The organism is Vreelandella azerica, assembly GCF_013112225.1.
GTDB lineage: Bacteria > Pseudomonadota > Gammaproteobacteria > Pseudomonadales > Halomonadaceae > Vreelandella > Vreelandella azerica.
Genome location: NZ_JABFHI010000001.1, coordinates 215,248 through 235,135, shown reverse-complemented (window position 1 = coordinate 235,135; position 19,888 = coordinate 215,248). Strand labels below are relative to the sequence as shown.

Genomic DNA, 19,888 nt, shown 5'->3' with positions numbered 1-19,888 from the left:
GACACCATGTCCCTAGAAGATCTGCACCTGAACACGCGTAACCTGACCTCTGAGGATTATTCTCAGCTCAAATCACTGATGGATGCGGTCTATCATGATATTGGAGGCGCCTGGCCACAGCACACGATTGACAAGCTGATCCATGAATTCCCGGACGGTCAGATCGCTATTGAAGATGACGGTGTGCTCGTCGGGGTCGCTCTGACCGTGCAGGTGGATTACGACGAATTTTCCAACCCTCACAAGTACGACGACCTGATCGGCCACCGTGAAGTCATCCTTAATGACAGTAACGGCGATGCCATGTACGGCCTGGATATCCTGATTCATCCGGATTATCGCGGTTACCGTCTAGGGCGCCGCCTGTATGAGGCGCGCAAGGAACTGTGCCGCTCACTCAACATGCGGGCCATTCTGGCCGGCGGGCGGATTCCCGAATATCACCAGCATGCTGATGAAATGGGGCCCACAGAGTATATCGACAAAGGTATCCCGCAAGGAGCTCTACGACCCAATTCTGTCCTTCCAGCTGGCCAATGACTTTCAGGTCAAGCGCCTGCTGCGTAAATACCTGCCGGAAGATGAGCAGTCCAAGGGTTATGCCACTCTGCTTGAGTGGAACAATATCCTGTTCGAGCCTGCCGCCAATATTCTCGATACACGCCCCACCCAGGTGCGGGTTGGCGCCGTACAGTGGCAGATGCGCGAATTCTCTTCGGTGGAAGCAGCCCTTCAGCAGATTGAATACTTTGTGGATGCCCTGTCGGACTATCAGAGTGACTTTGCCGTCTTCCCAGAACTGTTCAACGCGCCACTGATGGGTCTGCAGGACCGTGCTGCCCAGCAGGATCAGATGGCGGCCATCCGCTTTCTGGCCAGCTTTACCGAACAGTTCAAGACTGAGCTGTCGCGTATGGCAGTGTCCTACAATATCAATATTGTCGGCGGCTCGATGATCGAGGTCGGTGAAGATGACCGGCTTTACAATATCGCTTATCTCTTCCATCGCGACGGCAGCGTCGAGCGCCAGGCCAAACTGCATATCACGCCTCAGGAACGCCGCGACTGGGTGATTGAAGGCGGTGACAACCTGCAGATATTTGAAACCGATGCCGGACGCGTCGGCATACTGATCTGCTATGACGTCGAGTTTCCTGAGCTTGGGCGCCTGCTGGCGGATCAGGAAATGGATATCCTGTTTGTGCCTTTCTGGACCGACACCAAAAACGGTTATCTGCGGGTGCGCCACTGCTCCCAAGCTCGCGCGATTGAAAACGAGTGCTATGTGGTACTGTGCGGCAGCGTCGGCAACCTGCCGTCAATCGAAAACCTGGATATCCAGTATGCCCAATCAGCGGTATTCTCGCCGTCTGATTTTGCCTTCCCTCATGACGCCGTATTGGCAGAAACCACGCCCAACACCGAGATGATCTTTTTCTCGGACCTGGACCTGACCCGCCTGACAGTGTTGCGCGCTGAAGGCTCGGTGACCAACCTCAAGGATCGCCGCAAGGATCTGTTTGATCTGCGCTGGCGAGACTGGTCGTGGAAGTCTGGCGCCAACCTGGAAGACTGAAGCTATAACGCCGCCCAATAGGGCGGCGTTATTCTTTAATGCATCCAAAAAATTGGCTACTTCAGTCAGGCCAGACAAGATCAAAAGCGACACGTCCTTTGCGGTCGAAAACCACTCCTTCATCGCGCAATTTCTGGTGTTGACGTTCAGCACCGCCGTGGTCTGCCAGCTTACGCGATGCCGCAATCACTCTATGCCAAGGCAATTGATGGCCTGCGGGTAGATTGCGCAACGCTGAACCTACCATGCGCGGGGTCGCGCCTTCGGTCATCGCCGCAATACGCCCATAGGTAGTTACCCGCCCAACAGGAATCTGCTCGACAATGGTGTAGATCTGTTCAAGCAGTTCGATGCGTGGCATAGCGCTTGCCTCTTTCTCTGTTCATTCAGTGGCTCTGCCGATACTTTCTATTGATAGCGCCTCCCATCTTCCTGATCAAGGCAATAACGTCTGCTTCTCTCATAAAAAGACGCAGGTAAGTTAACGTAAAGGATTGCAAATCGCTTTCGCCCTTAGTATAAGAAGGCTATTCGTGAATATTCCAACTCTCTTTTTCTGCGTTCAAACAGGTCTGCGCCCATGCCCATTCGCTGGCTAAGCCCGTCCACGTCATCGCGCCGTTTTCCCACGGCGGATTGGCAGACAGCCTGCCAACGTGTTGCGTTACTGAATACACTTGGCAATGAAGAAGCCGAGCAGCTTGGCCAACGCGCCTGGCAGTTTCTGGCTCAAAAACGCATTACCTTTCACCCTGAATTACAGGACGTTGCCTTTGACCGACCGGCTTACCTGGTATTGGCCGGTCAGGCCTGTTTGCTGACGCTTGGATGGAGCAGTTTCGAACATTCCGATGCCTTTTCCAACGTGCACGAAATTATCCTGCTGCCTGATGGGTTTACCCGCCAGGTGGAAGAAATGGATGCGTTTGGTGTCGTCCACGAATACACGGATAGCCGAGCGGGCGAAACCTCTTATCAGGGGCCTGTGGTGCTGTCATTTACCGACCTGATGCAAAGTGGCGATTTCAACGGCTACAATGTTCTAATCCATGAACTGGCCCACAAGCTCGATATGGGCAATGCCATTGATATTGATGGTTTTCCACCGCTGCCCACCAGCATTACCCCGGCAGAGTGGCACGGTATATTCAGCGGCGTATGGAATGACCTTCAGGATAGACTTCGGCATGGTCAGCCAACCCCGATTGACGATTATGCGGCCAGCCACCCTGGAGAGTGCTTTGCCGTGTGCTGCGAAGCTTTTTTTGCGCCCCCGCGATTCTTGCGGATGCCTACCCGGATCTGTATGGGCTACTGTGTCGTTACTTCAATCAACAGCCACTCTCACGCTTTCAGTGCTAAACACGTTAATCCCCCCTTTTTTATCCACCACTTTTCAGGAGAGTCACCATGCGCACTGGCATGATCCCATTGGTCATGAGCCTGGGTCTGCTTACCGGCTGTACCGGCATCCCCTCCGGCACCCAGCCCGTCACTGATTTCGAGCTCGACCGCTATCTAGGTGAGTGGTACGAAATTGCCCGCCTGGATCACTCCTTTGAGCGCGGACTTGAGTGCGTCACTGCCAGCTATAGCCTGCGTGATGATGGCGGCGTACGTGTAGTCAATCGCGGCTATAACCTTGAAGAGCAAGCCTGGGATGAGGCGGAAGGCCGCGCCTATTTTATTGATGAAGAAGATGTTGGGCGTCTGAAAGTCAGCTTTTTTGGCCCTTTCTATGGCGGCTATAATATTCTGGAACTTGATGATGATTATCAGTGGGCGCTGGTGTCCGGGCCTAACCGCGACTACTTATGGATACTCTCGCGCTCACCGCAAATGGATGGGGTGACTGAGAACCGCCTGCGCGAACGCGCTGCCGAAATGGATTTTCCTACCGATGAACTGATTGACGTTGCCCAGGGCGATAGCTGCCCAAATTAGGGCCCTTTGACTTTACGATAAACAATAAGGAATTTTCATGCCCCAGCGTATTGCGGTAATTGCCGGTGACGGTATTGGCACTGAAGTCATGCCGGAAGGTCTACGCGTACTCGATGCCACCGCACGCAAGTTTGCCCTTGAGCTTGACTTCCAGACCTTTGAGTTTGGCAGCTGTGACTATTACCTGAGTCACGGTAAGATGCTGCCGGATGACTGGTTCGAACAGCTCAAGGGGTTTGATGCCCTGTTCTATGGCGCCGTTGGCTGGCCAGACACGGTACCTGACCATATCTCGCTGTGGGGATCCTTACTGCAGTTTCGCCGCCGCTTTGACCAATATATCAACCTGCGCCCCTGCAAGCTCATGCCCGGGATCAAAAGCCCGCTGGCCGGGCGGGCGCCGGGCGATATCGATTTCTATGTGGTGCGCGAAAATACCGAGGGCGAGTATTCCAGCGTCGGCGGCAAAATGTTTGAAGGCACCGAGCGGGAAGTGATCATTCAGGAAACCATAATGACCCGCACCGGCGTCGACCGTGTTCTCAAATATGCCTTTGAACTCGCTCAATCGCGCCCACGTAAAAAGCTGACGTCAGCCACCAAATCCAACGGTATTTCCATCACCATGCCCTACTGGGATGAGCGGGTAGAAACCATGGCAGCCAACTACCCTGAGGTCAATGTGGACAAATTCCATATTGATATCCTCACCGCTAACTTTGTGCTGCACCCAGACTGGTTCGATGTGGTGGTCGGCAGCAACCTGTTTGGTGACATTCTCTCGGATCTTGGCCCCGCCTGTACCGGCACTATTGGCATTGCGCCATCGGCCAACATTAACCCGCAGGGTCACTTCCCCAGCCTGTTTGAACCGGTACACGGCAGTGCGCCAGATATTGCCGGTAAGGGGATTGCCAACCCGATCGGCCAAATCTGGTCTGGTGCCATGATGCTGGAGCACCTTGGTCACCAGGCCGCCGCCGATGCGATTGTCAGCGCTATTGAGGCCGTGCTCGAAGAAGGCAATCCGGCGGTTCTAACTCCGGATATTGGCGGCCAGGGCAATACTCAGACCTTGGGCAGAGCCATCACAGAACAGGTTTTTCACTGCTGAGGGTAAAAGTGACTCAATACCAGCGTCCGCTGTCAGGGCTGGTGATCCTCCCTAAGTGGCTGATCGGGAATGTGGCTATCATGCCCATCATCCCATCCCGTAATCATCGCCTTGATATGGGCCATAGGTGTATGTCCGACGGTTGCCAGGTAGACATGGATAATCAGGAAGCTCAGCATCATGAAAGCTCCCAATGCATGCAGACCGGCTACCTGTTCCAGGCTTAACCAGGCGGGCATAAGCGCCCTGACACTTCCCCAGAACAGATAGAGCATCCCGGATACCCAGACCAGTGGATTGATCGCCAGTTTAACGCCAAGGTATGCCAGGCGCTGAAGCGGATTATGCTTGCGCTCCAACGTGACGCGATAGGGGTGTGCTTCGCCAGTAAAAATACCGTAGGCGTAATAACGAATCATCGCCATGATACGATCCAGGGTGGGGATATAATGCTTCCACTGACCGGTAGTCAGATGCCAGAAAATGGCGAACACCCATAGTGTCACCAATAACCAGGCCGCTATTTCATGCATTCTGACGGCAGCATGAAAATCAAGTAATGAATGCGACCCACGAATCGCAAAGCCAGTGAACAGCAGGCAAATAATCAATCCTGCCTGAGACCAGTGCCAGAAACGCTCGAAACGGGTAAAGAGATAAAGGCGCTGGCTCATATTAATGTCCTTTCTGACGGTTGCGATTGAAAAAGCGCATGGCACCGTGGCCAAAAACGCCTACTAGCATCAAACCTGCCACCCCAAACCCAAAACGATCGAGCAGAACATGGCGATCACGACCAGGCATCCAGACCCCCTCAATACTTTCCAGACGACCTTGGTCACGATGGCAGGACGCACAATCCAGCGCATCTTCACTGGGGGCTACCATGTGAGTGATCGGCCACAACATGGCAGTATCGACAAAATCATACTCACCACTGAACGGCTGCTCAGCATACTCTGTACCTGCCTGAAGCGCTTTATCCCAGTCAAAGTTGTACCAGAAAGACGTATCATTACCGGGGATGGCAATCTGCGGTTGCAGAAGGGTATTGTGTACAGTGTCGTATGGCTGACGCCCCAGCGAACGCTTGACAGGCCAGATACGCGCATCGTCGGCACCCGGCTCTCCATGGTAGGTGTTCACCATCACCCGCTCATTCGGGTTGATCGTATCGTCAGCGGTAACGAAAGACGTATCGCCATTCCACCAAACGTATTCCGGCACGACATTCTCTTCGAGAACAAAGTCCCCTTTTTTGCTCATATAAATGATATGACCGTTGTCATCTGTGATTTCGAAAGGCTCGCCGTTTTCATCCAGTTGGCCGGCCGTCGACCAGTCCCACTCCATCTTGGTGGGCACCCCGCCGCGAGCAAAAGCCGGAATATGGCAGGTTTGACAGGCCAGCGTACGGGTATGGTCGTTCAGCCGCTGGGCATCCGCGCCTGTTTCATGCGGTGACTGACCATGACAAGACTGACAGGTGGCGGCATTGCGATTCTCATCATGGTGACCACGCAACATGGCTTCCTGATTATCAACTGCGGTTCCCTGAATCCGGCTGCCAGCGATGTTGTGATCATCAGACTGGTGACAGGTACTACACTTGAAATTCAGCCCATCACTTGCCATGTGCACATCCAGCCCACGATGCGGGTCGACCAGAGAGGAATCCAGATCTCCATGTTTGACACCATCTCCGCCGCCGCCATAAAAATGGCAGCTGCCACAGGAGGCCCGCGTCGTTTCACCTACGGCCTGAGCCACAGTAGTCAGATTGGTACCCTCTACAGGATAACCCGCCCACCCTTTTACATAGTCACCGCTGTTATGACAGGCCAGACAGTCAACGTTGGCCTCATTGGTGAAATCAAACTGCTGGTCTTCCCAGCCATAGCCAACATGACAGGACTGGCAGAAGCCTTCATTGGAGCGGTCTGCAATACAAAAAGTATTGAGCATGGTCTTTTTACCCAGCTGTTCGCCGTCATGCGGGTTTTCGTACTCCCATGTCCAGTGACGTGTCGCCATCACCTGCTGAGCAGCCTCTGTATGACAGCTCAGGCATGCTTGCGTTACTTCCTGAGCAGACGTGAATGAACCCTGCAAAGCATCAAACTGAGTATGATCCGCGGTGGCCGCCAAAGCGTTTGATAACCATATCCACAAAAGCAACCCGACACTGCACCGTTGAGCGACTGTCATACTCTTTTCTCCAGGCCTATTAGTTATCGTCTATATCACCAGATACACGCTAGGACATGATGATTTGAAAAATAATAAACCTTGAGGAATAATGATGTTGTTAAAATATATAAAATGGTGCTTATTGAATATCACGGTTTGGTGATGGCCCAAACACAGATCTTACATCTTTCCCCTTGCTGACAGGGCTGTTGCCATGCTCATGAAGCAGACTCAACGGCTCTGATGAGACTATTAGCCACACCCGTAAATAACCCTACTGACAGGGTCAGCAGGGTTATAGAAAAACAGTCAGTGTTAAAACGGAGGCTTGTCAGCTCAGGATCAGCGGCCCTGCTTAACCGCTGTTTTGGCGACCAGATTGCCTTGGAAACGGGCAATTTTCAGCTCGCTTTCATCCGGCTGGCGCGAACCATCAGCGCCTGCCAGCGTCGCGGCACCATAAGGGGTGTTTCCGCTGACTTTGGAAATATCAAACTGGTCTTCCACGCCATAGCCAATCGGCACAATGATCATGCCGTGGTGGGCCAGAGTGGTCCAGGTGGATGTAATGGTCTGTTCGTCACCACCGCCAGTACCCGTTGAGGTGAACACACTGGCCACCTTGCCGCGCAGGGCGCCGTTGGCCCATAACCCACCGGTCTGATCAAGAAAGGTGCGCATCTGCCCTGCCATATTGCCAAACCGGGTAGGCGTGCCAAAGATAATCGCATCGTAATCGGCCAATTCCTCAGGCGACGCTTCGGGGTTGTATAGTCCTGCTTGCCACCTGCGTTGTTGAACGCCTCTTGCGGCATGGTTTCCGGCACGCGTTTGACGGTCACCTCGACCCCCGCCACTTCTTTCGCACCGTCAGCAATTGCCTGTGCCATGGTATCGATATGGCCATACATGGAATAGTAAAGCACCAGTACCTTTGTCATTGCCTTGCTCCTTTTAATCTGATCTGGGCTGATTTATCGCCATATAATCAGCGTGTTAATTGACGGTACAAGCATAGCGACTCACTGCGCGGATAAAAGCGAAAGATTTCGACGCGCTCAGTCGAATTGATTGGTTGTTTCACCTGCGCACCGGCTTTTTCACTCCAACGACGTCTTGGCTTGCGTCGGCCTGACATTCAGGTAAAGGTGGCAACAGACAAGATCGTTGAAAAACAATATCAAGGAACACCCTATGCTCACCGAATGGCTTGACTGGACGCTGGAAGGTAAACCTGCATCGCGCCGCAGTGGCCCGCTGGCATCGGGTAACTACACACTGCATGGGCCTGGGATACTTGAACTGACGCCTGAAACCCTGGGCGACAATCCCCACGCCTGCGTTTTTTCAGCGGCCATTCATGGCAATGAAACCGCACCGGTTGAGCTGCTTGGTGAACTGCTTGCGCAGATTGAAGCAGGCCTGCTGGCACTGGGTTCCCCGTACTGGTGATTCTGGGCAACCTGCCCGCCCTGCGTCAGGGCAAACGCTTTATCAACACCAACCTCAACCGCCTGTTCCAACGCGGCCTAGGTCTGGAGGGCAATGAGCCGGCGCGCGCCCGTGAACTGATGAGCCAGGTGGATCAGTTCTATCAACGCCATGCCGAGCTGCCCGCCATTCACTACGATCTGCATACTGCGATTCGGGAAAGCCTCTATCCACGTTTTGTCGTCGAGCCGTTTGCCGAAGCAGACACAGCAGACGAACAGTGGCCATGGCTGGCGGGTGCTGACATCCAGGCAGTACTTCATCAGCATCAGCATAGCTGGACATTTTCCCACTACAGCAAGCACTACCACAGCGCCCAGGCCTTTACCTTTGAGCTGGGCCGAGTGGCACCTTTTGGTTCCAATGACCTGGACGCGCTGCGTCCCATGCTGGCGCTACTGGCGGCACTGGCCTGCGCTCAGGCGCCAGCAGCGCAACCGCCGGACAGGATGGTATTTTTAGGGTGGAGCAGGAAATCACGCGCCACAGTGATGAATTCACTCTATGCTTTGATGACGATATACCCAACTTTACCGCCTTCCCATCAGGCACACTGCTGGCTCAGGATGCTCACGCTGGAGCGTTCACAGTCGGCGAAATGCCACTTCACGTGGTATTTCCAAACGCCAATGTGGAAATCGGCGCCCGCGCGGCATTGCTGGTTGCCCCTGTGGAGGCTAGTCACGTCTAAGGTTTCCCACTATTTGCTATCAGCAATCAACATAATAACGATAAAAACCGTATGACAACCGCCAGCCACACGAAGTGAATAGCGTTTGAAACGCTTTCACTAAAGTCGGATATAATAATGCCAGTTGACCACTCTGTGTCGTCATACTGTCATGTTGCTGCGGCAACCCCCTGTAATGGAGTCAAAAACAATGGCCGCAACGCCCATTCCTCTTGAAGTACGTAATATCACCAAGCGCTTTGGCGATACCGAAGTGCTGAAAGGTCTTTCGCTACAGGCTCACAAGGGCGATGTGATTACCTTGATTGGTGCTTCGGGCTCCGGCAAGAGCACCTTCCTGCGCTGTATGAACCTGCTTGAACAGCCGAATGAAGGCGACCTTATTGTTCACGGCGAAGAGATTCGCTTCAAGACCACCAAGCACGGGCGCGAACCAGCTGACTGGCGCCAGGTCGTCAATATGCGCGCCAAGCTGTCGATGGTCTTCCAGAGCTTCAACCTCTGGGCCCACATGACTCTGCTGGAAAACATCATCGAAGCCCCTATCCATGTGCTGAAAAAGCCCAAGGCTGAAGCCGTTGAACACGCCCATGCGTTACTTGAGCGGGTGGGTCTCTCTCATCGAGCCAATGCCTACCCGGCGCAGATGTCTGGCGGGCAGCAGCAACGGGGTGCCATCGCTCGTGCCCTGGCAATGGACCCGGAAGTTATGCTGTTTGACGAACCCACCTCAGCGCTTGACCCGGAGCTGGTGGGAGATGTGCTCAAGGTCATGCGTGACCTTGCCGATGAAGGCCGCACCATGGTGGTGGTCACTCATGAAATGAGCTTTGCTCGGGATGTTTCCAGCCAGGTGATCTATCTTCACGAAGGCCGAGTGGAAGAAGCAGGCCGCCCGACAGAGGTGCTTGAAAACCCTCAATCGCCGCGCCTGAAGCAATTTCTCGCCCCCAATTATTGATCCTGCGCACGGAGCAAGGCTTATCATGATTGATCTCCACGGCTACGGCCCACGCCTGCTTGAAGGCGCCGGGGTCACCTTATCACTGGCGTTACTGTCGCTGTTGGTCGCCATTCTTCTTGGCCTGCTGACCGCAACAGCCAAGATGTCGCGCAGCTGGGTCGCACACCGAACCGCGACCCTGTACACCACAATTATTCGCGGCGTACCGGACCTGGTGCTGATGATGCTGCTGTTCTTCGGTGGCCAGATCGGTGTCAACATCTTCACTGACTGGCTCTACTACCAGTTTGATATCGATATCTTTATCAATATCAATGAGTTTGTGGCCGGAGTTGTCACGATCGGGTTGATTTTTGGTGCTTATATGGGTGAGACCTTCCGCGGTGCTTTCATGGCCGTTGAACACGGCCAGATCGAAGCGGGTAAAGCCTACGGGATGAGCAATGCTCTGGTGTTCCGCCGCATCCGCTTTCCGCAGATGATGCGCCACGCCCTGCCCGGGCTTTCCAACAACTGGATGGTCCTGCTCAAGACAACCGCCCTGGTCTCAGTAATCGGCCTTTCCGATATGGTACGTATCGCCGCTGAAGCCTCAAAAGCGACCCGCGAGCCCTTCACCTTCATGATCACAGTGGCACTGATTTACCTCTTGATTGCCAGCGCCTCAGAGTGGTTCTTTGCTCGCCTGCAGAAACGCTATGATATTGGCTACGGGGAGGCTGACTGATGGATGCTCTAATGACTCAGCTTGAAGCATTGCTGGCCGATAACAGTATCTTCACCCTGCAAACGCTTTCTTATTACACCGAAGGATTGACGGTCACCGTTCAACTGGTATTTCTATCCCTGCTAATTGGCCTGGTGCTGGCGGTGCCACTGGCGATTGGCCGCAGCTCCAAGCGCGGCTGGATCAAATGGCCGATTTTCGCCTATACCTATGTGTTTCGCGGCACACCGCTGCTGATTCAGCTCTACCTGATTTACTACGGCGTCGTCTTTGTTGATGGCATTCAGGAAACCTGGCTGTGGGTGATTCTGGAAGATCCTTTCATGCCAGCACTGATTGCCTTCACCCTGAATACGGCGGCGTACACCACAGAAATTTTCCGTGGCGCCATCAAGTCAACGCCCAAAGGGGAAATCGAAGCAGCACGTGCCTACGGTATGTCCACTAACCTGATGCTCAGGCGCGTAGTCTTGCCCAGCGCCTTCCGCCGCGCCTTGCCCGCTTACGGCAATGAAGTGATTTTCATGCTCCACGCCAGCGCGATTGCCAGCGTGGTGACCATCATGGATCTGACCGGCGCCGCCCGCTTTGTCTATGCGCGCTTTTATGCGCCTTTCGAAGCCTTTCTGTTTGTCGCGGCCATCTATCTGTGCCTGACCTTTGCGATTCTGTACTTTTTCCGTTATCTGGAGAAAAAGCTGCTGGCGCATTTACAGCCCATGTCGTGAGCTAACGTGTCTCAGATCAAGGTGAAACAAACGTTAGTTCAAACGTTGACCAGACTTTTGGCATTCATGCCTGAGTGAGTTAATTTAAACGCGAACACTTTTACGGGTGTGCACGTTCAAACTGGAGATTGACAATGAAAAAATACTGACGACTTCACTGCTTGGCCTGGCCATTGCCGCTACCAGCGCACAGGCACGGGATTACGACGAGATCCGCATTGGCGTGGACGTTCCCTACGAGCCAATGGAATACCGTACGCCGGACGGTGAACTGACCGGCTTTGATATCGACCTGGGCAACGCCCTGTGTGCCGAGATCGGCATTGATTGCGAGTGGGTGGTACAAGGTTGGGACGGCATCATCCCAGGCCTTTTGTCACGTAAATACGACGCCATCATGTCATCCATGACCATCAATGAGCAGCGCCGTGAGCAGGTCCTGTTTTCTGAGCCCTACTTCCAGCCGCCCTCTGCCTGGTTTGCACCGGAAGGCAGTGAGCTGACCGACACAACAGAAGCATCGCTGGATGGCCTCACCATCGGCGTTCAGCGCGGCACCCTGCAGGATAACTACGTCACCGATATGTTCGGCGACGTCGCGGATGTCAACCGCTACTCCACCGCCGACGATATGGTGCTGGATATGGAAGCACAGCGCCTGGATATCGTCTTCCTGGATTATCCGGTCGGTCAGTCAACCTTGCTGCAAAGCGATAATCGCGCCTACAAGGTGGTGGGTGAAATGGTCACTGAGCCGAAGGAATACTTTGGTGATGGCTTCGGGATTGCCTTCCGCCAGCGCGATGAAGCGCTCGCCGAGCAGTTCAACGAAGCGCTGGCCACACTGCAGGAAGACGGCACTTACGATGAAATCTACAACCGCTACTTTGACGCGAAATAAGCTGGCTTAACTGACAGTCGGTCTGATGATACAAACGCCTCTCCACTAATGGCTGGAGAGGCGTTTTTGCTTACTGCAACACCCACTTTGGTGCGTTAATATCCGCCGCCGAAAGAAGGGCTTATGTATCAGGCTTATGTATCAAAGGTCATATGGGGCGCGGGCGCGTCCGGCAACAGCTTGGCGCAGTCACGTGTTTTGGCCATCAGTTCGGCATGGCTGCCGGCCAGCAGGTTGATATGCCCCAGCTTGCGCCCAGCCCGCTCGCCTTTGCCGTAGCGGTGCAGGTGGGCGTTGGGCAGCTTCAGGACTTCGACACTTGAAGGTTCACGCCCAATCACATTCACCATACAGGTAGGTGCCAAAGCGCGGGTTTCCCCCAGCGGCAGACCCTGAATGGCGCGCAGGTGATTTTCGAACTGACTGGTGATGGCGCCATCCATGGTCCAGTGGCCAGAGTTATGCACCCGAGGCGCCATTTCATTGGCCAGCAGCGTCCCCTCCCGGCTCTGGAACAACTCAAGGGCCAGCACGCCGACATAATCCAGCTCATCAAGCAGGGCCTGGATATAGCGGTCAGCCGTTTGTTGCACACCGACGTCAAGATCTGGCAGCGGTGCGGCCGAATAGCGCAGAATGCCATCAAGGTGCTGGTTTTCCGCCATCGGGTAGCATTTCACACTGCCATCGCGCCCGCGTACCGCTATGATCGAGACCTCGCGGACAAAATCCACAAAGGCTTCCACGATCAGCTGTGAATGACCAATTGTCGCCCAGGCGCTGGCCGCCTCGCTGGGCTTTCTGAGCACCGCCTGGCCTTTGCCGTCATAACCCTCGGTGACCGACTTTGCGACCACAGGGCAACCCAACTCACCCGCTGCAGCTTCAAGCTCGGCAGCACTTGCCACCACCCGATACGCTGGCGTTGGAATGCCCAGACGGTCAAACAGCGTCTTTTCCTCTACTCGGTTCTGGCATACTTCAATGGCCCGGCTGCTAGGGTAGACCGGCTTGTGCTGTTCAATTTCGCGCACCAAGGCCACCGGCAGGTGCTCGAATTCATAGGTCACCACATCAACCTTGTCGAGAAATGCAGCCAGATGCTGGTTATCGGGGTCAATCACCACCTCACCAATGTCGGCACTCGGCTTGCCGGTGGTATCCAGGAAAGTAAAGCGGTTGCCCAGCGGATAGCCTGCCAGCGCCAGCATCTGGCCAAGCTGCCCGGCACCCAGAATGCCAATATTCATGACGTTGCTCCTTTTAATCGTGGGTGACTAATCATGGGGACGCGGGTCGGGGTTATCCAGCACCGCCTGAGTCTGTTCAGCGCGAAACTTTTCGACAGCAGCACGCACGTCAGCATCTTGCAACCCAACAATCTGCGCGGCCAGAAGCCCTGCATTGGTGGCGCCTGCCTTGCCAATAGCCAGGGTGCCCACGGCAATGCCACCCGGCATCTGAGCGATGGACAGCAGGGAATCAAGGCCTTTCAGCGCCTTGGACTCCACCGGCACACCCAACACCGGCAGCGGCGTCTGGGAGGCCACCATCCCCGGCAGGTGCGCAGCGCCACCGGCACCGGCCACAATCACCTGCAGGCCGCGTTCAGCGGCGCCTTTAGCATAGTCGAACAGCAGATCCGGGGTACGATGCGCCGATACCACGCGGGTTTCATAGTCAACGCCGAGTTTTTCCAACATCTGTACGGCGTACTCCATAACCGGCCAGTCAGACTTTGATCCCATAATCACCCCAACGCGGGGCGCGCTGTTCGCTGCCATGTTTCATTCCTCGGGTCGCTTGAAAATTAAAGCGCATAGTCTACCAGAGCACGCCACAAACAGCGCATAAACGAGAAGGTTGAAATTTAGCGTGAAGAAGTATTGAAAAGCATTTCGTCACGCGTCATTGTGTGCAGGTCACTTCTGACTGATGGAGCATCATGAGTACGGTACGCCTTTCTGCGCATGCGGATATTTCCGACCCTCCGCGAAGCTGCCCTGACGAACTAGACGTCAGGGAACTTGAAAAACGCACGTTTGATGCGTATTATCACTCGTCATATTGCCGTTTCCGAGCTAGCCAGCCGGGATATCGCACGGCAAGCTGGTCTTCCAGTGCAGAAGATCAGCGATCTGCTGGCCGGGCGCCTTGAGCATCTTAATATTGATGAGCTGCATCAACTGCGCAGCACCTTGGAGGCGCAGACATCTTTTCATTAATGATCCAATTTCTCAGCTAAACCGATTTTCATCCCAACCAGCCCCAGCGGCTGGTTTTTTATTTTCTGGTGCTCTCACCTCTCACCATTCACCTCTCACCATTCACCCCTCACCATTCACTATTAACTGAACATTAATAAAACCGACCTCCTTCCTTGATACGTGTCAAGCGGCTTATGGGCGTTCAGCGTAACCTGATTGTTAATCAGTTTTTATATTCAGGAGGCATCATGGATCCCATACGCCGCTCATTGCTTGGCCAGCTGGCACGTCTCAGCGCCGGTGCGGCACTGGTTCCGCTATCAGGCGTGGCCCACGCCGGTATCAATAGCCAACCACCCCGCCGTGAAGGCGATCCCGACAAACGCTATGGCATGCTGATTGACCTGCGCCAGTGCATTGGCTGCCAAGCCTGTACAGTTTCCTGCCATATTGAAAACGATGCGCCACTTGGCAAGTTTCGTACCACGGTCGCCCAGTATGAAATCGAGCATCAGGACAGCGGCGAGCTGGCCACCTTCATGCTGCCACGCCTGTGTAATCACTGCGAGAACCCACCCTGCGTGCCGGTCTGCCCGGTAGAGGCCACTTACCAGCAGCGCGATGGCATTGTCGTCGTTGATAGCGACCGCTGCGTAGGCTGCGCCTATTGCGTCAACGCCTGCCCCTACGATGCCCGCTTTATCAACGATAAAACCCAGACAGCCGATAAGTGCACCTTCTGTGCCCATCGCCTGGAAGCTGGCCTGTTACCTGCCTGTGTGGAAAGTTGCGTGGGCGGTGCGCGCATCATTGGCGACATGCGCAACCCGGACAGCCAGATCAGCCGCATGCTGGAAGAACACAGAAGCGAGCTGATGGTGCTCCAGCCGGAAAAGAACACCTTTCCTCAGGTGTTTTATCTGGGCATGGATGAACGCTTCGTGACACGCCCGAACGCCGAGCCGGTTGCCCTCGAAGTTCTCGACCCCCAAGGCCAGGAGATGGGTTATGAATTCCACCATTGAGCTACTCGCTCCACGTTATGATATCGCCTGGTACCCCTGGGCGGTGCAGTATTTCTTCATGATCGCGCTTTCCTACGCCAGCCTGTGGCTCGCAGCCCCAGCCCTGATGCTGGGCAAAACCCGCTGGTTAGCTACCGCACGGCTGGCGCTGCTGGCCTGCATCACCACCACGCTGGTGGCACCGGTTGCCCTGCTCGCGGATCTTCATCAGCCGTTACGCTTCTGGCATTTCTACGCCTATGCCAACAGCACTTCGTGGATGTCGATTGGCAGCCTGATCCTGCCCCTTTATGTGGTCAGCGTGCTGGCACTGAGCTGGCTGGCCTGGCGCCCGGCGCTACAGGCAAACCGCGATGCCGCTGGCCTGTCAGGGCTGCTTGCCCGGCTGGCATCTTTTGGCAGCAGCCCTACCCCAAAATGGTGGGTGGCTGTTGTGGGCCTGGCTGCCCTGGTGCTGTCCACCGGCATCATGCTGTACACCGGTGCTGAGATTGCCATCGTCAAGGCGCGGCCGTTATGGAACACCCTGTGGCTGCCTCCCATGCTGATCGCCACCGGTTTTATCAGCGCAGCAGGCCTGATCTTGGTGCTCAACCGTCTCAGCGGTATCAAGAATGAAGACACTAACCGCTTCATGCTCAAGACCCTGCTGGCAAGCGGCGGTGTCGCTGCTTTCATCGCCATCGGCTGGTTGCTCAACGGCTTGCTGGCTGATTCAGGCTCGGTGGCTGCCGCCCTGGAATCTGTGCGCTATAGCAGTTCCTGGCGCAATACCGCTCTATGGGGCGCGATCTCGGGCGTGGCGCTGTTTGCAGCCGTTGTCTGGGCGCTGACCCGGCCAGCGGGTGAGCAGGCGAGCCTTATGGCCTGGGCATGGCTTATCGGCCTGTTCGCCCTGCACATGGGCTGGATGTTCCGCTGGGTAGTGCTTATGGATGTGCAGACCGTCGCCCGCCATAGCGCTGGCTTCCATCACTACGGTATTCCCGCCGGTTCATCGGGCCTTCTGGGCATTGTCGGCACCTTCGGGCTATGGCTGGCTGCCGTGCTGATTATTGATCTTTTCGTTCCCTGGCGTCAGGCGCAGCAAGGGGGCCTGTCACCCCATCCGGCTTCCCTTCCAACGCACAGTCTTCCGCCAACTCTGCTATTCAAGGAGCCCCTCGTCATGGCTAATTCTAACGTCAACACCTCACGTCGGCGCTTTCTGAAGGGCGCGGCCGCCGCCGGGGGCGCAGCCACCTTTGGGGTGGGTTACGCCGACCCGCTGCTGAAAATGGCCAAGGGCGTCAGTGGCAGCGCTGGGGAAAAGCCTCAGCATCCCATTCATGGCAACTCACTGGCGCCTGAATATCAGGTTGATCTTGATAGCGGCGAGCTGACCCTCAACCCCGATCAGCGTACCGCCTTTACGATCTGCTACGGCTGCACCACCAAGTGCGGCGTGCGGGTACGTATTGATAACACCACCGAGAAGGTTCTCCGCGTCTCCGGCAACCCTTATCACCCGCTTTCCGCGGATGAGCATCTGCCCATGCGTACACCCGTGATTGACGCCTTGCGCAGCGTCAGCGCCTATGGCGATCAGGGCCAGCAGAACCGCTCCACCGCCTGCGCTCGTGGCAACGCCATGATGAGCCAGCTGGATAACCCTTACCGGGTTGACCACTGCCTCAAGCGGGTGGGCGGACGTGGCGAACGCCGCTGGCAAAAGATCTCTTTTGAGCAGCTGATCGAAGAAATCTGTGAGGGTGGCGACCTGTTTGGGGAAGGCCAGATCGAGGGCCTCAGGGCCATTCATGATCATGATACCCTGATCGACCCGAATAACCCGGAATACGGCCCCAAAGCCAACCAGCTGATGGTCATGGAAGCCACCGATTACGGACGCTCCGCCCTGCTCAAGCGGTTTGCCTTCAATGCCTTCGGCACTCGCAACTATGGCCACCACGGTTCCTACTGCGGGCTGGCGTTCCGTATGGGATCCGGGGCGGTGATGAATGATCTTGGCAAGAATGCTCACGTCAAGCCAGATATCCAACATGCCGAGTTCATCATGTATATCGGCACCGCGCCCAGCCAGGCCGGTAATCCCTTCAAGCGTCAGGGCCGTTTGATTGCTCAGGCCCGCGCTCAAGGAACTCTGGATTACGTGGTGATTGATCCTGGCCTGAATGCGTCAGTGTCCCACGCGGCTGATCACAATCGCTGGGTGCCCATCAAGCCCGGCAGCGACAGTGCCTTTGGCATGGCAGTGATCCAGTGGCTACTGCATAACGATGGCTACAACCGGGCATTTCTCGAGTTGCCCGGCAAGGCGGCCGCCGATGCGGCGGGTGAAGCCACCCATTCCAATGCCACCCATCTGGTGATTGATACCCCGGAACACCCGCGCTTCGGGCATTTTCTGCGCGCCAGTGATCTCGGGCGTGCCGGTACGGGCAGTGAGTCCGATGTGCCTATGGTGGTCGCGGATGACAGCCTGGTCACCTGTGAAAGCGCCATGACCGCTGAGCTGTTTGTGGATCAGGCAGCCACCCTGGCCGATGGCAGCGACGTTCGGGTCAAGAGCAGCCTGACCCTGCTGCGCGACGCTGCTGATGAATATGATCTAGCCACCTATGCCAGCCACTGCGGCATTGACGCAGACACCATTACCGAACTGGCCCAGCGCTTTGCCCGGCATGGCCGCCGTGCGGCGGTCAACTGCCACGGCGGCATGATGTCCGGCAATGGCTTCTATGCAGCTTTCAGCGTACAGATGCTTAATCTCCTGGCGGGCAACTACAATATGAAAGGCGGCAGCGCCGTCGGCGGTGGCACCTTTAATGGCACCGGCCAGGGCCCGCGCTATGACCTGGCCAACTTCCCCGGCAAGCGTGGCCCCAAGGGGGTTTTTCTGTCGCGCTCGCGCTTTCCCTATGAAAAGTCATCGGAATATCAGCGCAAGGTGGCCGCCGGTGAGAACCCTTATCCGGCCAAGGCTCCCTGGCGCTCCTTTGCACCCCCGACCCTCACCGAGCACCTGCCTTCGGCGCTGGATGGCTACCCCTACCCGATCAAGGCGCTGATCGGCTGCATGGCCAACCCCATCTATGGTCAGGCCGGCCTTGAAACCCTGATTGCCGACAAGCTTAAGGACCCCAAACGTCTGGGGCTTTTTGTAGCGGTCGATGGGTTTATCAACGAGACCAACCGCTACGCAGACTACATCGTTCCTGATTCTGTGATGTATGAAGTCTGGGGCTTCTCGGGTGCCTGGAAAGGCGCCCTCGGCAAGATGACCACCGCCTGTTGGCCAGTGGTTGAACCGCGCCAGCAAAAATCGGCCGAGGGCGAGCCGGTATCCCTGGACAGCTTTTTCATTGCCGTGGCCAAGCGCCTGGGGCTGGCCGGTTTCGGCGATAATGCCATTCCCGATGCCGATGGCAATCTGCATCCGCTCAACCGGGCAGAAGACTATTACCTGCGCGCTGCGGCCAACATTGCCTTTCAAAACGAGCCACTACCGGAAGCTGACGAATCCGATATCGCTCACAGCGGCATTGCGCCCCTGTTGGGCAAGGTCGAACGCACCCTGAAGCCGGAAGAGCGCGGCCCGGTGGCCTACCTCTATGCGCGGGGCGGACGTTTTGAAGATTTCAGCGACCACTTCAAGGGCGAGCGGTTAACCAGCGTCTGGCGCAGGACGCTGTGTATCTATAACGAAACCGTGGGCACCAGCATTGATACCACCAGCGGCCAGCATAACAGCGGAGTTCCCCGCCACAGCCTGCCGCTGATGGCCGACAAGACACCCATGCGTGAGGTGTTTAACGAGCAGGAATGGCCGCTGCTGGCGTTCTCATTCAAATCCAACCTGATGAATTCCTACGCGATTGGCAACGAACGGCTGCGCATGATCAAGCCCTACAATCCGGTCCAGATGCATCGCCAGGACGCCGAACGCTTTGGCATCCAGCATGGCGATACCATCCGGATTGAAAGCCCGGGTGGTAGCGTGGTCGGCCTGGCGCTGGTCAGCGAGAGCGTCATACCCGGTTCATTGGGAATCGAGCACGGATATGGCCACCGCGACCTGGGCGCCACCCCCATGAGATTGATGGCCAGTCTCAGCCGGATATGCCGTGGATGCGAGCAGGAATCAATATCAATGACCTGGGGTTCAAGGACCCGACCCGTAATGTAGATGGCACCTGGCTGGAACCGATCAGCGGCGCCAGCGTGCGTCAGGGGTTACCGGTCAAAGTCAGCCGCGCCTGAATGATGGTCTCTTTTGAACGCCTTCACCCTGTGGGGGCGTTTTCTTTCATACGCTTTGAACCCTCCG

15 protein-coding genes and 3 pseudogenes are annotated in these 19,888 nt (G+C 55.8%); 12 read left to right on the top strand and 6 right to left on the bottom strand.

All coding sequences use genetic code 11. The annotated features are described in order from the left end of the window. Positions 1–6 precede the first annotated feature (6 nt). Positions 7–1,576, top strand: a pseudogene (locus tag HLB35_RS01110) (GNAT family N-acetyltransferase). A 61-nt stretch (positions 1,577–1,637) separates the two neighbouring features. On the opposite strand, the gene HLB35_RS01105 reads toward HLB35_RS01110, so the two are convergent. Next, positions 1,638–1,937 (bottom strand): MGMT family protein, encoded by a 300-nt coding sequence (locus tag HLB35_RS01105; RefSeq protein ID WP_171701193.1) that lies wholly within the window; start codon positions 1,935–1,937, stop codon positions 1,638–1,640. Positions 1,938–2,156: 219 nt separating this feature from the next. On the opposite strand from HLB35_RS01105, the gene HLB35_RS01100 reads away from it, so the two are divergent. From HLB35_RS01100 to HLB35_RS01090, 3 genes are read left to right on the top strand one after another with little or no spacing between them, the layout of a single operon-like run. Then, on the top strand, positions 2,157–3,002 hold the full coding sequence (locus tag HLB35_RS01100; protein ID WP_235936928.1) for a M90 family metallopeptidase: 846 nt from the start codon (positions 2,157–2,159) through the stop codon (positions 3,000–3,002). After that, positions 2,987–3,520, top strand: coding sequence for a lipocalin family protein (locus HLB35_RS01095; RefSeq protein WP_171701192.1), 534 nt, complete (start codon positions 2,987–2,989; stop codon positions 3,518–3,520). Before HLB35_RS01100 ends, HLB35_RS01095 begins: the two co-directional genes overlap by 16 nt. A gap of 37 nt (positions 3,521–3,557) precedes the next feature. Beyond that, positions 3,558–4,634 (top strand): tartrate dehydrogenase, encoded by a 1,077-nt coding sequence (locus tag HLB35_RS01090; RefSeq protein ID WP_171701191.1) that lies wholly within the window; start codon positions 3,558–3,560, stop codon positions 4,632–4,634. A gap of 32 nt (positions 4,635–4,666) precedes the next feature. Here HLB35_RS01090 and HLB35_RS01085 read toward each other — a convergent pair whose 3' ends face one another. The 3 genes and pseudogenes from HLB35_RS01085 to wrbA all read right to left on the bottom strand — a co-directional run bounded on the left by HLB35_RS01085 (position 4,667) and on the right by wrbA (position 7,765). Then, complete coding sequence (locus HLB35_RS01085) at positions 4,667–5,308, bottom strand: cytochrome b/b6 domain-containing protein (RefSeq protein ID WP_171701190.1); 642 nt, start codon at positions 5,306–5,308, stop codon at positions 4,667–4,669. A 1-nt stretch (position 5,309) separates the two neighbouring features. Further along, positions 5,310–6,842, bottom strand: a complete 1,533-nt coding sequence (locus tag HLB35_RS01080) for a tetrathionate reductase family octaheme c-type cytochrome (protein ID WP_171701189.1) — start codon at positions 6,840–6,842, stop codon at positions 5,310–5,312. A 324-nt stretch (positions 6,843–7,166) separates the two neighbouring features. Next, a pseudogene (gene wrbA / locus HLB35_RS01075) lies at positions 7,167–7,765 on the bottom strand (NAD(P)H:quinone oxidoreductase). A gap of 253 nt (positions 7,766–8,018) precedes the next feature. On the opposite strand from wrbA, the pseudogene HLB35_RS01070 reads away from it, so the two are divergent. The 5 genes and pseudogenes from HLB35_RS01070 to HLB35_RS01050 all read left to right on the top strand — a co-directional run bounded on the left by HLB35_RS01070 (position 8,019) and on the right by HLB35_RS01050 (position 12,326). Next, positions 8,019–9,006 (top strand): annotated as a pseudogene (locus tag HLB35_RS01070) (succinylglutamate desuccinylase). Between the two features lie 190 nt (positions 9,007–9,196). Continuing rightward, complete coding sequence (locus HLB35_RS01065) at positions 9,197–9,967, top strand: ABC transporter ATP-binding protein (protein ID WP_171701188.1); 771 nt, start codon at positions 9,197–9,199, stop codon at positions 9,965–9,967. A gap of 25 nt (positions 9,968–9,992) precedes the next feature. Then, on the top strand, positions 9,993–10,697 hold the full coding sequence (locus tag HLB35_RS01060) for an ABC transporter permease (RefSeq protein ID WP_171701187.1): 705 nt from the start codon (positions 9,993–9,995) through the stop codon (positions 10,695–10,697). Beyond that, positions 10,697–11,425, top strand: coding sequence for an ABC transporter permease (locus tag HLB35_RS01055; RefSeq protein WP_171701186.1), 729 nt, complete (start codon positions 10,697–10,699; stop codon positions 11,423–11,425). The genes HLB35_RS01060 and HLB35_RS01055 overlap by 1 nt, the downstream gene beginning before the upstream one ends. Before the next feature lie 106 nt (positions 11,426–11,531). After that, on the top strand, positions 11,532–12,326 hold the full coding sequence (locus tag HLB35_RS01050) for a transporter substrate-binding domain-containing protein (protein WP_328730665.1): 795 nt from the start codon (positions 11,532–11,534) through the stop codon (positions 12,324–12,326). Positions 12,327–12,460: 134 nt separating this feature from the next. Here the strand turns inward: HLB35_RS01050 and HLB35_RS01045 are convergent, their stop codons facing one another. After that, positions 12,461–13,576: a 5-(carboxyamino)imidazole ribonucleotide synthase gene (locus HLB35_RS01045; protein ID WP_171701185.1), complete on the bottom strand. Its 1,116-nt coding sequence runs from the start codon at positions 13,574–13,576 to the stop codon at positions 12,461–12,463. A gap of 27 nt (positions 13,577–13,603) precedes the next feature. Continuing rightward, positions 13,604–14,110 (bottom strand): 5-(carboxyamino)imidazole ribonucleotide mutase, encoded by a 507-nt coding sequence (purE, locus tag HLB35_RS01040; protein ID WP_171701184.1) that lies wholly within the window; start codon positions 14,108–14,110, stop codon positions 13,604–13,606. Positions 14,111–14,371: 261 nt separating this feature from the next. Between purE and HLB35_RS16805 the strand changes: the two genes are divergently transcribed. The 3 genes from HLB35_RS16805 (at position 14,372) to nrfD (ending at position 19,747) form a co-directional block, all read left to right on the top strand. Continuing rightward, on the top strand, positions 14,372–14,551 hold the full coding sequence (locus HLB35_RS16805) for a hypothetical protein (protein ID WP_235936927.1): 180 nt from the start codon (positions 14,372–14,374) through the stop codon (positions 14,549–14,551). 230 nt (positions 14,552–14,781) lie between these two features. Next, a complete protein-coding gene (dsrO, locus tag HLB35_RS01030) occupies positions 14,782–15,558 on the top strand; it encodes a sulfate reduction electron transfer complex DsrMKJOP subunit DsrO (RefSeq protein ID WP_171701183.1) in 777 nt (258 codons plus the stop codon). Next, the gene (gene nrfD, locus HLB35_RS01020; RefSeq protein ID WP_235936926.1) at positions 15,542–19,747 is read left to right on the top strand and encodes an NrfD/PsrC family molybdoenzyme membrane anchor subunit; all 4,206 of its coding nucleotides are present in this window, start codon (positions 15,542–15,544) and stop codon (positions 19,745–19,747) included. Before dsrO ends, nrfD begins: the two co-directional genes overlap by 17 nt. Positions 19,748–19,888: the final 141 nt, after the last annotated feature.

What these genes read in the sequence shown, in the direction of transcription:
- HLB35_RS01105 (WP_171701193.1), bottom strand. Translation starts at nt 1,937, where the DNA reads ATGCCACGCATCGAACTGCTTGAACAGATCTACACCATTGTCGAGCAG.
- HLB35_RS01100 (WP_235936928.1), top strand. Translation starts at nt 2,157, where the DNA reads ATGCCCATTCGCTGGCTAAGCCCGTCCACGTCATCGCGCCGTTTTCCC.
- HLB35_RS01095 (WP_171701192.1), top strand. Translation starts at nt 2,987, where the DNA reads ATGCGCACTGGCATGATCCCATTGGTCATGAGCCTGGGTCTGCTTACC.
- HLB35_RS01090 (WP_171701191.1), top strand. Translation starts at nt 3,558, where the DNA reads ATGCCCCAGCGTATTGCGGTAATTGCCGGTGACGGTATTGGCACTGAA.
- HLB35_RS01085 (WP_171701190.1), bottom strand. Translation starts at nt 5,308, where the DNA reads ATGAGCCAGCGCCTTTATCTCTTTACCCGTTTCGAGCGTTTCTGGCAC.
- HLB35_RS01080 (WP_171701189.1), bottom strand. Translation starts at nt 6,842, where the DNA reads ATGACAGTCGCTCAACGGTGCAGTGTCGGGTTGCTTTTGTGGATATGG.
- HLB35_RS01065 (WP_171701188.1), top strand. Translation starts at nt 9,197, where the DNA reads ATGGCCGCAACGCCCATTCCTCTTGAAGTACGTAATATCACCAAGCGC.
- HLB35_RS01060 (WP_171701187.1), top strand. Translation starts at nt 9,993, where the DNA reads ATGATTGATCTCCACGGCTACGGCCCACGCCTGCTTGAAGGCGCCGGG.
- HLB35_RS01055 (WP_171701186.1), top strand. Translation starts at nt 10,697, where the DNA reads ATGGATGCTCTAATGACTCAGCTTGAAGCATTGCTGGCCGATAACAGT.
- HLB35_RS01045 (WP_171701185.1), bottom strand. Translation starts at nt 13,576, where the DNA reads ATGAATATTGGCATTCTGGGTGCCGGGCAGCTTGGCCAGATGCTGGCG.
- purE (WP_171701184.1), bottom strand. Translation starts at nt 14,110, where the DNA reads ATGGCAGCGAACAGCGCGCCCCGCGTTGGGGTGATTATGGGATCAAAG.
- HLB35_RS16805 (WP_235936927.1), top strand. Translation starts at nt 14,372, where the DNA reads ATGCGTATTATCACTCGTCATATTGCCGTTTCCGAGCTAGCCAGCCGG.
- dsrO (WP_171701183.1), top strand. Translation starts at nt 14,782, where the DNA reads ATGGATCCCATACGCCGCTCATTGCTTGGCCAGCTGGCACGTCTCAGC.
- nrfD (WP_235936926.1), top strand. Translation starts at nt 15,542, where the DNA reads ATGAATTCCACCATTGAGCTACTCGCTCCACGTTATGATATCGCCTGG.